The following is a 15,981-nucleotide window of genomic DNA, read 5'->3' on the forward strand; positions in this document are numbered from 1 at the left end:
GCTGCTTCTCAAACCGGCAACGCTGACGTGTTGACGTGAGCGTGACCGGATTATCCTGCGATGCTCGTTTTCTTGCTCATAGTGGGGCAGGGAATCGGCTGGCCTTCGCCCCCTCCGGGGATGACCTTTGACTTGCTCCAAGCGCCATGGGTACTCCGAAAACGCTCCGCTAGCGCTAGGTGGCAGAATGAAAAAGACGGGTGTTGTAGCCCAAAGCAGTGTACGAGATCACTCGTCAGATCACGGGCCCCGGATCTTGTATCTGGCGCACGACCTGGGCGATGCAGCCATTTGGCGACGGGTCGAGATGTTGCGCTTGGGCGGCGCGCAGGTGACGCTTGCCGGTTTTCGGCGCGGTGAGGGCGCGTTGCCCGGAGATGCGCTGGTTCTGGGGCGGACTCACAATGCGAGAATGCTGCAACGTGCGCTCCAGGTGCTGCGTCAGCGTTTGCGACCGCAGCGAAACTTGGCTGGGGTCGGACCCTACGACATCCTTCTTTGCAGAAATCTTGAGATGCTAGCCTTGGCGGTCCCGCTGTGGAGAATTTCAGCTAGCGGGCATCGCGCTACGCTGATCTACGAAGTCCTCGATATCCACCGGCTCATGGTTGGGTCTGGGTGGGCATCGCGCGGCCTGCGATGGCTGGAACGTCGCCTGTGTCGGGATGTCGATAAGCTGATCGTGTCGTCTCCCGGTTTCTTGCGGGAGTATTTCGACGTGTATCACCGCCCCGGGGTCCCGGCCTTGTTGGTCGAAAACAAGGTCATGACCCAAGACCTCGGGGAAATGCCCATCGTCCAGCCACGCCCACCGCTCTCGCCTGCTGAGCCCGTTCACATCGGTTGGTTCGGTATTCTCAGATGTGCGTTTTCGCTGCGATGCCTCGATGCGCTGACCCGCGCCAGTCCGGGGCGGTATCGGGTCGTGTTGCGCGGTCGTCCGGCGCTCGACGAGCTGACTGACTTCCATGATGTTGTAGCGCGAAATCCTGACCTCATTTTTGGTGGACCCTATCGATACCCCGACGATCTGAGCCAGATATATGGCGAGGTCGATCTGGCATGGTTGGTCGACCGATACGACGCGGGAAGCAATTCGGATTGGCTGTTGCCGAACCGACTTTATGAAAGCGGCCTGAACCAAGTGCCCGCAATCGCACTCGAAGGAACCGAGATCGCGACGCGGCTGCGCACTCTCGAAATTGGGCTGATACTTCCCGAGGCCAGTGAGGCTGCTGTTACAAAGGCATTGAATGCGATAGACGACGAACTGCTTGCTGGCCTTCGGGCGCGGCAGCGGTCCGCCCCATCTGACACCTGGCGCATCAGTGAAGTCGAGGTTCGCGCGTTGGTGGAGGAAATCGCCCCCACCAGCGAGGCCACGGTGGAAAAGACGACCGATCTTGATCGCGGCGGCGTTCTAATCGTCATACCGACGCTGAATGAAGCCGCGTATATTGCGGGCGTCATTGACGGGCTCAAACCTTTTCTCGACCGGCGTCTGAGTTGCGATGCGCCGACCCGCCTCGTCATCGCCGATGGTGGTTCTACAGACGGGACCGTCGATATCGTGACTGATCAGATTGCCTCCGTGTCGCGGTTCGATATTCATTTGCTGCACAACTCGGCCCGCTTGCAAAGCGCGGGCGTCAATCGTGCTTGCGAAGCGTTCGGCGAGGACATGCGCTGGCTCGTGCGTCTCGACGCCCACTCGGTCTATCCTCAGGACTACGTGGATGTGCTTCTGGAGGAGGCGGAGCGCACAGCTGCGCAGAGTGTCGTTGTCGCCATGCATGCGACCGGAAACACACTGGTGCAGCGCGCCATCGCTCTCACTCAGAACGCGCGTCTGGGCAACGGCGGTTCGGCGCACCGAAGCGCTGGCTCTGGCACATTTGTTGATCACGGGCATCATGCACTGATGCAGCTCGCGGCTTTCCGCACGGTCGGCGGCTATGATGAAAGCTTCTCGCACAATGAGGATGCCGAACTGGACATGCGCCTGACCAAGGCAGGCTATAAGATATGGCTCACGTCGCGGACTCGGTTGGACTACATGCCTCGAAAGACCCTTCTGGCTCTGGCGCGGCAGTATCTCAACTTTGGCAGCGGTCGTGCCCGCACGGTACTGAAACATCGCCTGAAGCCACGGCTGAGGCAGATGGTTATGGTAGCCGTCGCACCTGCGGTCGCGGCCTCCGCTCTGGCCTTCGTGGTTCCTGTCTTCGCGCTGCCCGCTGCGGTTTGGGTTGCGGCTTGTTTGATTGGTGCATTCGGACTGGCCTATGCGCGCCGTGATCCACTTGCTCTGGCAGCAGCGCCCATCGCCATGATCATGCATTTTTCCTGGTCACTGGGTTTCTGGCGGCAGCTGCTGGTCCCCAAAGTGACCCCGCACCTGCCAGAGCCGATCACGGAGGTGCCCGGTGCAGGTGCCCCGCTCGACGTTACCGTTGCCGTTGGCATTTGTACCTTCCAGCGTCCCTCTTTGATTGAGACGCTTACCTCTCTTGACGCACAGGCTTTGCCCGATGGCCTGAGGTTGTCCATCATCGTTGCCGATAATGACATCACGCCAAGCGCGAAGGAGACCGTTGCCACGTTCTCGAAGCAGACAAGGCACCTGATCACCTATGTGCACGCGCCGTCCGGTAACATCTCGATCGCGCGGAACGCCATACTGGATAAGGTTGACCGTCAAGGTCTGCAAATCTGCGCGTTTATAGACGATGACGAATTGGCGCATCCGAAGTGGCTGGCCAAACTGTTTGAGCGGCTGTCGACCGGAGGGGCCGACGTGGTGGTTGGGCCAACCCGCGCTGTCTATGCCGTTGAGGCGCCGGAGTGGATGCGGCACCTTCGGATCCACGACACCCAGCCCGAACTCGGGCCCGATGGCCGGCCAATCGCTGGGCACAGTTGCAATGTTCTGATGGATCTCGGGCATCCAGCGCTGGCTGGTCGTCGTTTTGATCTCGACCGCGGGGTCTCGGGTGGCGAAGATACAGCGTTTTTTGCAGATGCCATGCGTGCTGGTGCGCGACTTGCCTTTGCGCCCCTGGCCTATGTCGACGAGACGGTACCTGAATCGCGGATGACGTTTTCCTGGTTGTTCCGGCGCCGCTTTAGAATGGGCCAGACCCATGGCAGTCTGCTGCGCAGAGCCGATGATCCGACGAAGGGCTGGGTGGCCTTGCCGTTGGCGGGTGCAAAAGTCGCGTATTGCGCCATGCTTGCCCTTATGACTTTGCCCTTCGACAGATATAGGAACGCCAACCTGCTACGGGGTGCATTGCATCTTGGGACGATGTCATCCTTGCTGGGTTTGCGCACTGTCGCGATCTACGGTCACACACAGCGTGACCGCGACGGGTTACCTTCAAATTGAAGGCGGAAGGTGATCAGCTGCTTCAGCTGACATGCCTCAAGTGGGGTGGCCGGTAATCTTCTTGCGCGAGAGCCGGCAAAATGTAATTGGTTGGAAACCTCTGTTCGTCAAAAACACGAAACGATTGATGGCTGTGCCTCAACCGTATCGCAAATTCAGCATCTGGAGCGTTGATGCGAATATCAGTTTTTTTGATAGCTCTCCTTGTTTCAGGCCTCGCTGCGACAGTTCTGGGTATCCTGGCTGGATTCAAAGCCATTACCCTCGTTCTGTTTGTGATTGCGGTCGTCGTGGCGGTGCAGTTGGCTTATCTCGGGTTGATCGCGCTGCGCGTCGCGGAACGAAAACACGAGATCTCGCAGAGCGGCAAAGTGACTCGAAAAGCGTCCTCGAAACACGCATCGTCAGAAAGCGATCTCTGACGCGGCAAACTGCTAAATTTGCCATCATCAGCGGCGGTTAGATGCCTGTTGATCGCCAACGCCCTTTATCTGTTATAGACATGGTTCACGCGTAGATTATTGTTTTTATGGCGTCCCGGTGGGCGTTACTCCAAGATTATCAGACAGAGGGCCTATGCAACGAAGCGTAACGGTCATCATTGCCGCGTATAATGCGCAAGACACGCTTGCACGGGCTATCCGATCCGCATTGTCCCAACCCGAGACCCTTGAGGTCATTGTGGTAGACGACAAGTCGCTGGATGCGACCGCCGCCGTCGCATTTGAAGAGGCCAAGGCCGACGCGCGTGTCCGGCTTCTCACTGCGGAAATCAACCAAGGGCCGGCGGCGGCGCGCAACCGGGCTTTGGACGCTGCCACCGCCGACTTTGTCGCAATTCTGGACGCTGATGATGTGTTCCTGCCGGGAAGGCTCAGCCGCCTCATGGCCTGTGATGACGCTGAGATGCTGGCGGACAATATTGCTTTTGTCACAACCGACAGGATCGGCGGGCTGATGGATCGGACATGGCCTGACATCACACCCGATTTCCAGACGCTGGGGATCACGCAGTTCGTCCTCGGGAACCTGCGCAGAAAGAATGTCGCCAGAGGTGAGCTTGGTTTTCTCAAGCCTGTGATGTCACGCAAGTTTCTGAACCGTCACGGTCTGCGATATGATACCCGCCTGCGGCTCGGAGAGGACTACGATCTTTATTTGCGTGCGTTGCTTGCTGGCGCGCGGCTGAAATTTACACGTCGCCCTGGATACGCAGCCGCGATAAGAAGGACCTCGCTCAGCGCGCAGCACGGTGCGGCAGAGCTTTCTGAAATGCATGATCGGCTGGTTGCTCATTTGCAAATGGATGGGCTGTCTCCCGCTCTCACTCAAGCCATGCAGGCGCATCGTGATGAGGTTCGGCGCAAACGCGACCACCGTGTGTTTCTGGATCTGCGCCGCAAAAAGGGGGCTTGGGTCGCCTTGCGTTACCTGTTTGGTGCCACAAACCGGATCTGGCCGATCGCACGCCAAATCATGTCGGACAAACTCGGATGGACTGCGATGGCCGGTGATGCGGCACCGGCCATTGATGTCAGGTTGCTCTTGCCGCCAACAGGACAGCCGTCAGTGGCGGTCCACCAATAGTGCGACCTCGGCGCCGGGCGGGACAGCTGCATGCCTAGCATTTTCACGTTTGAGCCGTACGTGGGCTGACTTCCAGAGCGGGACATACCCAAGGGCGTCCAGACCTGCGGCACCATCAGCGATAATATCGGATTGACCAACGCTGGCGAGACGTGCGAGGCGGCTGGCCAAGGCCCGATGCGCGCTCCAGTCTCGTTTGGAACTATCTTGCGCGGTCACTGGAATGCGCAATGCACCCGGGGACGCTGGGATCTGCTCAACCATATCGGTTTCGGCGAGCACAATCGTGTGCGGAAATACCCGCCGATCCATATTATTCTCTGACCGCTTGCGCCTTTTCCGATCCAAAAGACTGGTTACGAGATCGCCGATGAGCACTGGATCGCGCAGGACCCGCCCCGCAGCGTCAAACACCTTACGCGTCTTGATCGCATCGACAAGCCTTTGATACCGAAGCGCACGATCCAGTGCCGCCCCACGTGCGCGCAGGGCCTGCTGCAGATCGGGAGTATTGGTATGGAGTCTGGCAGCGTCGGCTGCCAACCGCTGATGGGCCTTCAGAAGACCCAACAGGACGGGCATCGACAGACGATTGGATATCGATTTTCCGTGCTGACGATAGAGATAGAGCGGCGCCGGGATGACCAAAAATCTGGCATCTGCCAACAGCAGTCGCGCGTACAGGTCGAAGTCTTCGCCAACCCTCAGTGTTTCGTCATAACGCAGCGAACCAAGTGTCTGGCGATGGATCATCGGCTTGAGATAGCCAAATGATCCGAGGCCCGAGGTAACGCCGTCGCTCCGCACCAGTTCAGCAGGCGTCAATTGCAAGGACCCGGTCAGATGCCTGCCATCAAGCAACGTGCGCCCGGCCAGCGGCGCCGATCCGAAGCTCACCAGATCATCAGCGATGACATTGGCCCCAAGCGCACGTGCGGCCGCCAGCAGCCGTTCGATCCGCCGAGGATGCAGGAGGTCATCGGCATCCACCACGGCTACCCATGTTCCCCGCGCGGCATCAAGGGCTGTATTTCTGGCACCGGCCGGGCCGACATTGTTGTCCCTGGCGATAACTCTCAGCCTTTTATCGCCGGATTTCAGTCGCTCCAGGATCGTCAGGCTGTCATCATCAGAAGCATCATCGGCCACGATCAGTTCGAGGTTCCGGTACGACTGTGACAGAACGGAGGTAACCGCTGCCTCCAAATAGCGCGACCCATTGAAATTCGACATGATGACGGACACCAAAGGTGCCTGCGCCATATGTTGAGACGGAGCAGCATCCGAACTGTTGTCGGGGACACAAGCCCGTTTTCCGGTATCTGTGGAGCACGTCTCGGCTCGCGTTACAGTGCCGCTGGGCAACGTCATTCCCCGGTCCGGCAAACTCGCGTGACCGGATTTTTCGATCATGAAGTCTCGCTTGAACGCATCGCCGCAGGTAGGGTCTTGGCAAGGATCGCCATATCAGATGCATTGCTGAAACGCTCGACATACAATCGATCATAAGCCACACGGCGCCTGTAAGTGGTGCTGTTGCGTCCACTTACTTGCCAAAGGCCCGTGATGCCGGGACGGGAGCGCAGATAGAAGCGTCGTGATTTTCCGTACAAGCGTAGTTCGTCTGCCGGGACCGGCCTTGGACCAACGAGGCTCATATCCCCGCGCAGGACATTAAAAAGCTGTGGAAGTTCATCAAGGCTGAGTTTCCGCAGCACGTGGCCGGTTGCGGTGACCCGCGGATCGTCTTGTAGTTTTCTGGTCTCTTCCCACTCACAACGTACATCTGGATACCGCTGGAAATGCCTCTCCAGAACGTCATCGCCGTTGATGACCATCGTTCGAAACTTCAGACAGTTAAAAGGTCGATTGCCATATCCGACACGCCGATGGCGATAGAGAACCGGCCCCGATGACGAGGCATAGACCAACAGCATCAGCCCGAGGAGTAGTGGGGATAGCACAACCAGCATGGTGAGTGCTACTGTGACATCCATACCCCTCTTTATCGTTCCTCCGAGGGGCGTATCTCTGTTCCGGAAACCAGCCCACGCTGCGGTAGTTGCACCTCCAGCAGACGGGACGCGATGTTCAGGGTGGCCAGGTTCTACTTCGATCGATTTCATCATCTAGCATCCTTGTTTCTGGTCATCTCCGCGGTACGCCACCAAAACAAAATGGGATGAGGGGCCACTACCTTTTCCCCTCAACGTGTCCGCCGGTATATGCTGTTTTGCACAAACTGAGATTCAGACTGCTCGTCCCGACAATCCATGGGATTCGCGCAAAAAGCGTACGACAATTGCTGCGGTTGCAGTATGTCGGTTGTTGGTACAGGCGAGGCACCGCCGACGTTAACCTGCGCTTTCGCATGGTTTTCGCACATTCGGGCAATGTGCTCGGGCATCTGTTGCTTTTCAATCGATCACACTGCACGACACATCAGCACATTGAGAACCTGGGAACGCTCCTGATCGGGCCTTGTGACCGTATTTGTGATGGCGACCAAGCTCATCCGCACATTGTAGAATCAGTTGGCTGCCGGATGCGAAAAATGCCTTGAAAACAGCGCCATATGTGATTTTTTCAGCGGTACGCCTGTCTCCGAGGGGCTCTTGCGCCAGGATCAGGACGTTCGGTTGTCCAAGACCCGGCAGCACACTACGAGATGTTGTATGCCGTCCTAATCCACACGTACCGATATCTCCTGGCCCCGCCACCCAATCATGGATGTTCCGATGCACACTGCAGGTACAAAGACTGATCGCCCTCTACGCATTCTCTTTGGCAGCGCCCATCCGCATTTGCCCCAAATGTACGGCGGCGCACAGTCCAGTACGCATGAGCTTGTCAAACGGCTGCGGGCGAAAGGTCACGATGCGGCGGTGCTGGCTGGACTAACCGGAACAGGTTGGTTGGGTGTGCGGGGTCGCGTTCTCCTGAAGCTGACACGCGATGGCTATGTGCGCGACGACAGCCTTGGTTACCCGGTTTTTCGTGCTTGGTTTGCAGACAGGGTCGCGCGACGGGTTGTCCGGGACTTCGGTGCGGATGCGGTCATCTTCCAGTCGCGGCTTCCCGTGCCGATGGCACAGGCCATCGACCGCGAGAAAACCCGCACTTTCATCTATCTCCGTAATGTCGAAAAGGAAGACCTTGGCGGCTCTATCCGCGGTCTGGCAAATCTTGGGTTCATCGCCAATTCCCGATTTACCGCGGAGCGCTTTGCCGAAACCGACGGTGTGCATGCCGACGTTATCTATCCAATGATCGAGGCCGAGAAGTATAGGGTGAACTCGACCCGCCAGAATGTGACGTTCATCAATCCGCATCCCTACAAAGGTGTCGACATTGCTCTCGGTGTTGCTGCGGCCTGTCCTGAAATCCCCTTTGTCTTCGTGCGCGGCTGGCAACTTCCGCCGGATCAGGAAAAAAGCCTGACCGCTGCTCTGGCCAAGCTACCGAACGTCACATTGCGACCGTCGACGAATGACATGCGCACTGTGTACGGCGAGGCTCGGATCGTTCTGGCACCCAGCCAGTGGCAGGAAGCTTTTGGTCGCATAGCCGCCGAGGCGCAGGTCAGTGGGATACCGGTGCTGGCGTCTAGGACCGGCGGTCTGCCTGAAGCGGTGGGGCCGGGCGGCATTATTCTGGACAAAGATGCGCCGATCGAAACATGGGCTGACCAGCTTCGGCATCTTTGGCACGACACCAGTGCCTACGATCGCGCATCGAAAGCTGCCCGCGATCATGCCGCACGTCCCGAAATGGTGCCCGGCTGGCAAATCAATCAGCTTGTCGACATTCTTCGAGCGCCGGTGCCGGAACCTCAGCACTGACCAGCCCTCCGGGGCGTTCAGGACGGCGGAAGGCCTTTCTTGACGCTTTCGGCTTGGTCCAGTGCGGTTTTTGGATCAGCAGATGGGGCCGCCTCGACGCTCGGTGATGAGGTTGCCGGTTCAGAGAGCCTGCGCATAGGAATCGCGTCGTTTGGACTCGGTACGTCCAGCACGACCTCCAATACGTCACCGCCTTGGATGAAATCGCCCCGTCCAACAGGGAACGTCATCGGCCCCTCCGCCCCCTGCCGGGTAATCTGCAACTGCGGCGCAACGAGTGCGGAAAGCTGCACAAGTCCCGTGCCCGTTCGAGTGGCGTCAGCGAACAGCGCAGCGTCAGTTTCCATGCGAAGCCTGAGTTCTCCGATGGCCGCACGCTGATCCTGTAGTCCCTGTACCAATTCGCGACTGCGTTCATTAACCAGATCAAGGCGGTCGCGGCGCGCTTCGTTGAGGCGCTGCTCAGCATTCAGTCGGGCGGTTTCTACTTCGAGCAACCGCACCTGCTGATCCGTCACTTGGCGCTGAAGCGCGCTCTGGCGTGAGGTGGTCGACAGACCGCGTTCGACAAGACTTGCAGCGTCCCGAAGCTCGCCTTCCAGCAAGCCAAGTTGCTTTTCACGCAACTCTGCCTGTGCGTTCAGTCGAGCGATGCGTTCCCGCAGCAAAACGTCCAGATCGTCGATCTGCGCAAGGCTGGAACTAAAGGCCGATTGCCGCGCCGCCATAATTCTCCGCTCCTCCGCGATCAACTCAGCACCCAGCGACGAGGCCGTAAGCTCTTCGGGCGGGGTCATCTCCATCTCGGCTTCCTCGGCTTGCAGACGAGAGAGTGTCGCCAGCCGCCGCAACAGTTCAAGCTCGCGAACCCTGTAGTTGCCTAGCGCATTCAACGCACTGCTTTCACCTTGTACGAAAGAGGTTCCCGGGCCGTCGATGCCTCCGGCCAGGCTGAGCGCCTGCAGAACGGTCAACTGCGGTGCATGGGGGTAGACACCTGGCGCGCGCACATCGCCCAGCACGTAAATGGGGGCAAATTCCGCAATGCTGACCACGACCTCAACATTGCCGCGCAGACCGATACCCACCTGTAGCTGATCAGAGATCTGCATCGCCAGATCATCGGGTGTCGTACCGGCCACTGTCAAAGTGCCTACAATGGGAAGCGTCACGGTTCCGCTTGCACTGATTGGATAGGCCCCACCGACTGCAGGCCAGTCACTATAGGTCTCCTGAACCGGATCCCAGCGCCCGATCCGGATATCAATGACCTGTTGCGGTGCCAATTTCTGGCTCTCGACAGCCTCGGTCCCGGTCTGTGCACGCGACTGCAACGGCACAATGAGAGGAAGAACCGCGATCATGAGGGTCGCAGCCACCGCCCTCAGCGCGGGACGCCAGAAAACCCGCACCTCACGCATTGATCTCAAGCTCCTCATAGCTGCCCGAGCTCATGTATTTCCGCGCGACCGCAAGTTCGGCATCCTCCAGCACTGTGGTGGAAAGCGCGTCGCGAAATCTCGGATGATCCGCCAGTGCGTCGGTGACGAAATCCGGCGACACCTTGCCCCAAGGTATCCGCAGCAACGTCGTATCATAGGCCCAGGCATGAGGATCTGACCGATATGCGTCCGCAATGGGACGCAGTGCAAGGAGGACCACATCGAACTCCTCGCGCAGGCGACGGGCGATCAGGCTGAAATCGCCGCCCGAGACATCAATGCCATCCACCACACTACGAAGTGCCACAACCTCAAGACCTGTTTCGGCATGTGTCGCCGGCGATATCTGTGCCTCGTCTTCAAAGATCAGCAATACGCGCCGCGCTCCACTGCGCGACAGATGCGCTGCAAGTTCGGCGGGCATAGAGCTTGGCTTTTCGAGCCCGGGCAGCAATGGCGCTATTGCCACAAGCCGCCCCTGGTTCTGTATCACGGTGCTATCGCAGGCTTGGGCCAGCCGCTCCAACGTGCGTTTGCGGGCATTCAGCGCGCCTTTGTCCTTGAGGCTGCGGCGCCGGGGCAACAGTCCGGCACAACGCAGCCCGGCATTTCGGCGCAGTTCCGAAACCGTGCGGGCAGGCTTGGGCGAAATTTCCCGCAATGTCCCGATCAGGACACCGATCAAACCACCCAGAAAAATGCCTGCGGCCAGCATCATTTTCTTTCTCGGGCTCGAGGCATCGCGTGGGATTTCCGCCGGCGAAATCACCTTGATCGAAGCGATCGGGAAGCCCTGTTGCTGAATGGTGACTTCGAGACGCTGGAGGTAGTCGCGATAAACCTGTGCGTGGGTTTCCGCAATGGCTTCAAGCTGTTGCAACTGACCGCGCAGGGCAAGTGCCGACTGCGACCCGCCCGTGGTCAATTCAAGATCGGTCCGCAGGGATTTTTCCCGGCTGCGCGCGATATTGTAAGTGACACGTGCGGCTTCCGTTGCCTGCTCAAGTTGCACCTTAAGAGCGTCGCGCAGCAATTGCATCCGCTCGTTGATGTCCTGTGCCTGTGGGTGCTCACTGCCAAACTGAGTCACCAGTCGGCTATACCGCAAACGCGCATCAAGGTACTCGCTCCGAAGTGCTTCACTCGATGGCTCCAGCTGTCCATTCAGGCCAGGTACAGTGACAATCTCCTCCCCCTGTTTGGACCTCGCGAGAAGCGACTCCATGCTTTCAAGCTGTGCCTGCGCTTCGGCAGCGCTGGCCGAAGCGCTCACAAGCGCGCTGGCCAACTCCGATTGTTGCTGCTCTGTCAGCAAATCGCCGCGCACCTGAACCAAGTCGTTTGCCGCGCGAAATTCCTGCACAGCGGCGGCGGCTTCAATGCTTCGCTGTTCCAGAACATCCAACCGATCACGGAGCCACTCCTCGGCTTCGGCGGCAATTGCAGTCGATGTCGACAACTGAAAGCTTTCGTAAGCAATGCCATAACCACGTGCGATCATCGCGGCGCGGCGTGGCTCGAAATCGGAAAAACCGATCTGGATGACAAGACTGCGTCCCGCACGGGATACTGACAGGCGGTCCCGCAGTATCCGCACAGCCCGGTCGCGGTCAGTGACGGCAAGGTTGAAATCCAGCCCGCCTTCCTCAGCTGTCCCTCCATCGGCAGAAACCGAGCTTGACGGTGCGGGTGGTTCAGGTGTCAGCAGGTCCGCGAGGGTACCTGTCGCCTTTGAGACGAGCCCAAGCACCCGTTCGGTTATGCCGACTGGTGGCGACAGAAAATCCTCGTCCTTATCAAGTTCAAGCAGATCGACTACGTTCAGCGCCAAAACTCGGGAGCGAATGATCTCTATCTCGCTCTGTACGGCGGTGTTCGATCTGACGGCATTGGGAAGTGGCGAAACCTGGTTCAGCAGTTCTCCGCGCTCTTCGTCAAGAAGGACAGTCTCTACGGCAGTGTAGCGTGGCAGCGTACCCAGGATCATGAGGACTGCGACAATGGCGCCCGCCGTCGCCCACAATATCGTTAACCGGGCTTGTCGGCGAACGGCCCGCGTGATCGCACCCAGATCCAGACTGGGCTCCTCGCGGTCGCGGCTGAAGCTCCGCGCCGCTTCCCTTCTCCATGTGATATCACGTTCTTTCACGGGATGCGTCATCGCAGGTTCTCCAAAACCACTGGCTGTGCACGACTAAGGCAGGCAGTCGTGCAGGACTTTGTCGGAGCTTTTTGATACAGGCTCATGTTCATAGCACCACACTGCGCTGGGAAACGAAGTGCACCTCTGTGACCGACGGGAAAGCCCGTCGATGAACAGGCTGCGGGCGATCAAGAAGCCGCATCAGAATGAAGCTGACAAGGAAGGTGCCCACTGTGTGAGGCGTTACGAAATCAACCTCCGCCACGGAGCGGACCAGGAAAAGCACCGAGAGACCGAAAATCAACAATAGGGAGGCCGTGTTTTCGGGCCGCAAAGCTGCGCGCAACGGCAGTACGAACAGCAATATGCACATTCCCACAACAAGAGTGAGACCGACCAAGCCAACGCCCACATAGGTTTCGATCAGCGCGTTGTGGAAATGAAACCCCGTGCGCGCGGTGATGTAGAATTCTTGCCAAAGCATTTCTGCTTCCGGGCGCCCGTGGGTCCAGAACGCGTTGTAGCCAAGTCCGAAAAGCGGTTGCTGCCCACCGATTTCAAGGGCCTGGTTCCAAAGGTAAGTACGCCCGGTCAGGCTTGTGTCTCGGCCGAACGCCGATAACACCGCATCAAATCCGCCAAGCAATAGACCGGCAAGGCCAGTTCCGAGACCGCCGATCACAATGATGAACACGGCAGCGCGACGCAAGCGGGGCGGCAAGAGCACGACACCTCCGATCAGAGCAATCGCACCAAAAGCAGCCATCGCCGACAGCAAGGATGTCGCGGAATCCGACATCCAGAGCATTGCGAATCCAAGCCCGGCACTGAGAAGAGCAACAAGCTGAACACTGCGTATGCTCTGAAAGATCCAGATCAGCGAGAGCGAGAAGAGAATTGTGAGCGTCGCGAAATAGCCCAGCTGGTTCTTTGACGAAAACGCGCCGCGAAACGCGAAATCACCGTCGATATAGTCGTATGAATAACCACCTTGCATGATCGAATAGATCAGCACCAGCATACAACCAATCATGCTGCCTAGCGCCAGGTTCCCAAGCGACACGATCCGCGCCGCAATCAAGCCCGCACCGAAGGTGATGGTGTATTGGATTGCGGCGCGCAAGGTGGCCCCGGCCGCGTCACTCCAGAGTGTTGAAAGCCCGAAAAAGAACGGCATGATTATCAGCAGCATGACTGGCCTGGGCTGGGCGAGCAGGATTCTCGGTGCGATCAGGAAAGGCAGTGCCCAGCAGCCATAGAACGCGAGGATCGAGATCGCACCGAAATTCACCGAATAGGCAAAAACGAGCATGGACAGCGCGACCACTGGCACCGCGGAAAGTGTGTTCTCGGCTGGATTCACAAGGCGCGCCTGAGAGATCATCATGCACTTGGTGCTCCAATGCGCCAAAGCCAGGTGAGACAGGGTCTGCTCACAGCGATGCGTCCACGTCGGGATTGCACAGCACTGACTCATCGAAAGCACAGCCGCTGCCCAACTCAGTGAACCCCATCCAGTCCACTTGCAATGTCTGCGGGGCAGACGCCGGATCGAACCGTCCCATCCAGTCGATCAGAGTGTCAGTGGACCATAGGCTAAGATAAATTTTCTGCGGTTCGTCCGGTAAGACACCGCCGCTCTGGTCGCGGATCAGGGAGCCGTCGATAAACCAGCGAATACGGTCCGGTTCCCAGATAAAAGAGTATGTACGATACCCGTCGTCCTCCGATGTGCGATGCACCTCCTCGTTGGTGCTGCTCTCGGCCGTGTGGAAGTTCGTTTGCAGGGCGGGCTGGCGGGGCGCGATGAACTCGAAATCAATCTCATTATGCGGGCGCTCCTGCGGCGCACCGATGAAGGTGAAGAGATTGGCGTTCATCCCCTCTGCGTAGGGAACCTTCATCCGTGCCTCGTAGGTGCCATATCCAAACCGATCGCGGGTCTGGATTTCGGCACAGCTCAGATCCCGGTCTTCCTTGGGATCCGCAGTCAGCGACAACAACAGCTTGCCGTTTTTAATGGCAACTCGATCCCGGTGCCATAGACAGCTCTGGTGGTCTCCATTGGCCCAGCCGCTGGAAATGAACCACCGGCTCTTTGCCAAGGTATCGAATGGCTCGAAGAAGGAGGTGTCCTCTTGCGCCGACCCGGCAAAGGGCATCAGCAGACAAACGGCAAGAGCAGCTTTTGACAGGAAAACCTGCCCTAGACGTCGACGCATTGCTCGCATTTTTCCACATCCATAAAAGCGCAGGGATCGTAAGGAAGTGCCAAAAAAATACCGTCCAGCGGTGGCACGAACAAACACGAACCCCGGACATACGCGACAGCTTGCCGACCTGAACACGATTTGGCCGCCTGTTGCCGCCAAGGGGCATTTGTTGCCCAGGTTTTAGGCATTCCCTTATTCCGTGAACCCCTGCCAGTACTGGCTCAAATCCTTGCCAAGAAGATCAGAGAGCCCCGCATTGCGGTCTGAAAGATGCTGACACAGATATGCGCGTGTTTTCGCTCGCATGTCTGAAGGCGGGTGATCTTGGGTAAGCACTTGTTCCGAAACAAAGCGAAACCAGCGCCGATATGCCTTGTGCCCGATACGCGATGACAACGGCACGTGCCGTTTGAAGTGCCGCGCATACCGATACCGGACCAGTAGCCTGCCCACACGGTTGAGACGCTGCAACGTCTCCGCTTTTGCCGGGTATCTTGTCCTGTTGTGCCAGGTCTCAACTGACTCCACCGACATGGGGGACAGGCCCAGAAATGTAGTCAAACCGTCAAGTGTGGCCTGTTGATCGGCTTTGAATTCCTCGAACAGAACGACATGGACACGCTTCTCCCCAAGAGCTGCGTAAAAGTTTCGCAAGCGTGGCGCATAGGTCGATCCCATAACGATGGACATCTCGCTGCTCAGGGCGGCTTCGAAGGAGTCGCAGGTGCGCCCGCTGCGCAGCAGGTGCCAATACTGCGAGAACGCCCGCTTGACCGGATCACGCAGCATGAAGATCACCTTCACCTTGTCATCGGCCGCTTTGATACGGAACGGGGCCACGTCGGACATAAGGTAGGTCGTGGTATCCTCGCCGATCAGCGCATCCTGTGGCGCGTCGGCAAAGCGGCTCTCATACATCTTTCGCATGGCTGGATCCCTTGGATGGCGCCATGATAAATCGTCCCCGTCAATGCCGAGGAAATCGCCATGGGCGACCGGATCGTCGGCATCGAAGAAATAGATCTCGTTTCTTGCGACCCAGGCGTCCGGATGCTGGTCGAGGATCTGATGAAGCGATGTGGTCCCGCATTTCGGCGCGCCTGCGATGATAAAGTCTGGCGTCATGAAAACTTCCTCGCCCAGCGGATGTTGCAATAGGTTGTTTTCACTGGTCCATGCACCAAACATAGGTGCAACCCTAACGATATCAGGTCGGCAGCAGACCGCCGGACAGGCCGCGCATATGCTAAGATTTCAGCCATTTCTGTAGTGAGAGACTGAAAACAGATTTGCGACCCTGTCCGCCCCAGCATGTTCCATGCTCACAGGTCGGCGGGCGCATCCGCAAAAGCGAACAGGGATCTTA

The 15,981-nt window shown here is 58.3% G+C and carries 11 protein-coding genes; 4 read left to right on the top strand and 7 right to left on the bottom strand.

Going from position 1 to position 15,981, the window contains the following annotated elements; all coding sequences use genetic code 11:
• The first annotated feature begins 187 nt into the window (after positions 1-187).
• From ACZ1HN_RS00365 to ACZ1HN_RS00375, 3 genes are all read left to right on the top strand, one after another.
• On the top strand, positions 188-3,388 hold the full coding sequence (locus ACZ1HN_RS00365; protein WP_472726004.1) for a glycosyltransferase: 3,201 nt from the start codon (positions 188-190) through the stop codon (positions 3,386-3,388).
• Positions 3,389-3,561: 173 nt separating this feature from the next.
• Positions 3,562-3,810, top strand: coding sequence for a hypothetical protein (locus ACZ1HN_RS00370; protein ID WP_299206018.1), 249 nt, complete (start codon positions 3,562-3,564; stop codon positions 3,808-3,810).
• Positions 3,811-3,964: 154 nt separating this feature from the next.
• Positions 3,965-4,975 carry a glycosyltransferase family 2 protein gene (locus ACZ1HN_RS00375; RefSeq protein WP_472726005.1) on the top strand — a complete coding sequence of 337 codons (1,011 nt, stop codon included), beginning with the start codon at positions 3,965-3,967 and terminating at the stop codon, positions 4,973-4,975.
• Here ACZ1HN_RS00375 and ACZ1HN_RS00380 read toward each other — a convergent pair.
• Together ACZ1HN_RS00380 and ACZ1HN_RS00385 are read right to left on the bottom strand one after the other, a co-directional pair.
• Positions 4,955-6,238, bottom strand: coding sequence for a glycosyltransferase family 2 protein (locus ACZ1HN_RS00380; protein ID WP_472726006.1), 1,284 nt, complete (start codon positions 6,236-6,238; stop codon positions 4,955-4,957). The two genes, ACZ1HN_RS00375 and ACZ1HN_RS00380, sit on opposite strands and share 21 nt — an antisense overlap.
• 146 nt (positions 6,239-6,384) lie before the next feature.
• Positions 6,385-7,104: a sugar transferase gene (locus tag ACZ1HN_RS00385; RefSeq protein ID WP_299599916.1), complete on the bottom strand. Its 720-nt coding sequence runs from the start codon at positions 7,102-7,104 to the stop codon at positions 6,385-6,387.
• Positions 7,105-7,713: 609 nt separating this feature from the next.
• Here ACZ1HN_RS00385 and ACZ1HN_RS00390 point away from each other — a divergent pair.
• A complete protein-coding gene (locus ACZ1HN_RS00390) occupies positions 7,714-8,817 on the top strand; it encodes a glycosyltransferase (protein WP_472726007.1) in 1,104 nt (367 codons plus the stop codon).
• A gap of 17 nt (positions 8,818-8,834) precedes the next feature.
• Here ACZ1HN_RS00390 and ACZ1HN_RS00395 read toward each other — a convergent pair whose 3' ends face one another.
• The 5 genes from ACZ1HN_RS00395 to ACZ1HN_RS00415 form a co-directional block, all read right to left on the bottom strand.
• The gene (locus ACZ1HN_RS00395) at positions 8,835-10,238 is read right to left on the bottom strand and encodes a polysaccharide biosynthesis/export family protein (RefSeq protein ID WP_472726008.1); all 1,404 of its coding nucleotides are present in this window, start codon (positions 10,236-10,238) and stop codon (positions 8,835-8,837) included.
• Positions 10,231-12,408, bottom strand: coding sequence for a GumC family protein (locus tag ACZ1HN_RS00400; RefSeq protein ID WP_472726009.1), 2,178 nt, complete (start codon positions 12,406-12,408; stop codon positions 10,231-10,233). Before ACZ1HN_RS00400 ends, ACZ1HN_RS00395 begins: the two co-directional genes overlap by 8 nt.
• A 100-nt stretch (positions 12,409-12,508) precedes the next feature.
• Positions 12,509-13,789 carry an O-antigen ligase family protein gene (locus ACZ1HN_RS00405; protein WP_472726010.1) on the bottom strand — a complete coding sequence of 427 codons (1,281 nt, stop codon included), beginning with the start codon at positions 13,787-13,789 and terminating at the stop codon, positions 12,509-12,511.
• A gap of 46 nt (positions 13,790-13,835) precedes the next feature.
• Positions 13,836-14,624: a family 16 glycosylhydrolase gene (locus ACZ1HN_RS00410; RefSeq protein ID WP_472726011.1), complete on the bottom strand. Its 789-nt coding sequence runs from the start codon at positions 14,622-14,624 to the stop codon at positions 13,836-13,838.
• Between the two features lie 183 nt (positions 14,625-14,807).
• Positions 14,808-15,740, bottom strand: coding sequence for a sulfotransferase family protein (locus tag ACZ1HN_RS00415; protein WP_472726012.1), 933 nt, complete (start codon positions 15,738-15,740; stop codon positions 14,808-14,810).
• Positions 15,741-15,981: the final 241 nt, after the last annotated feature.

Source organism: Tateyamaria sp. GN1-10 (genome assembly GCF_055693845.1).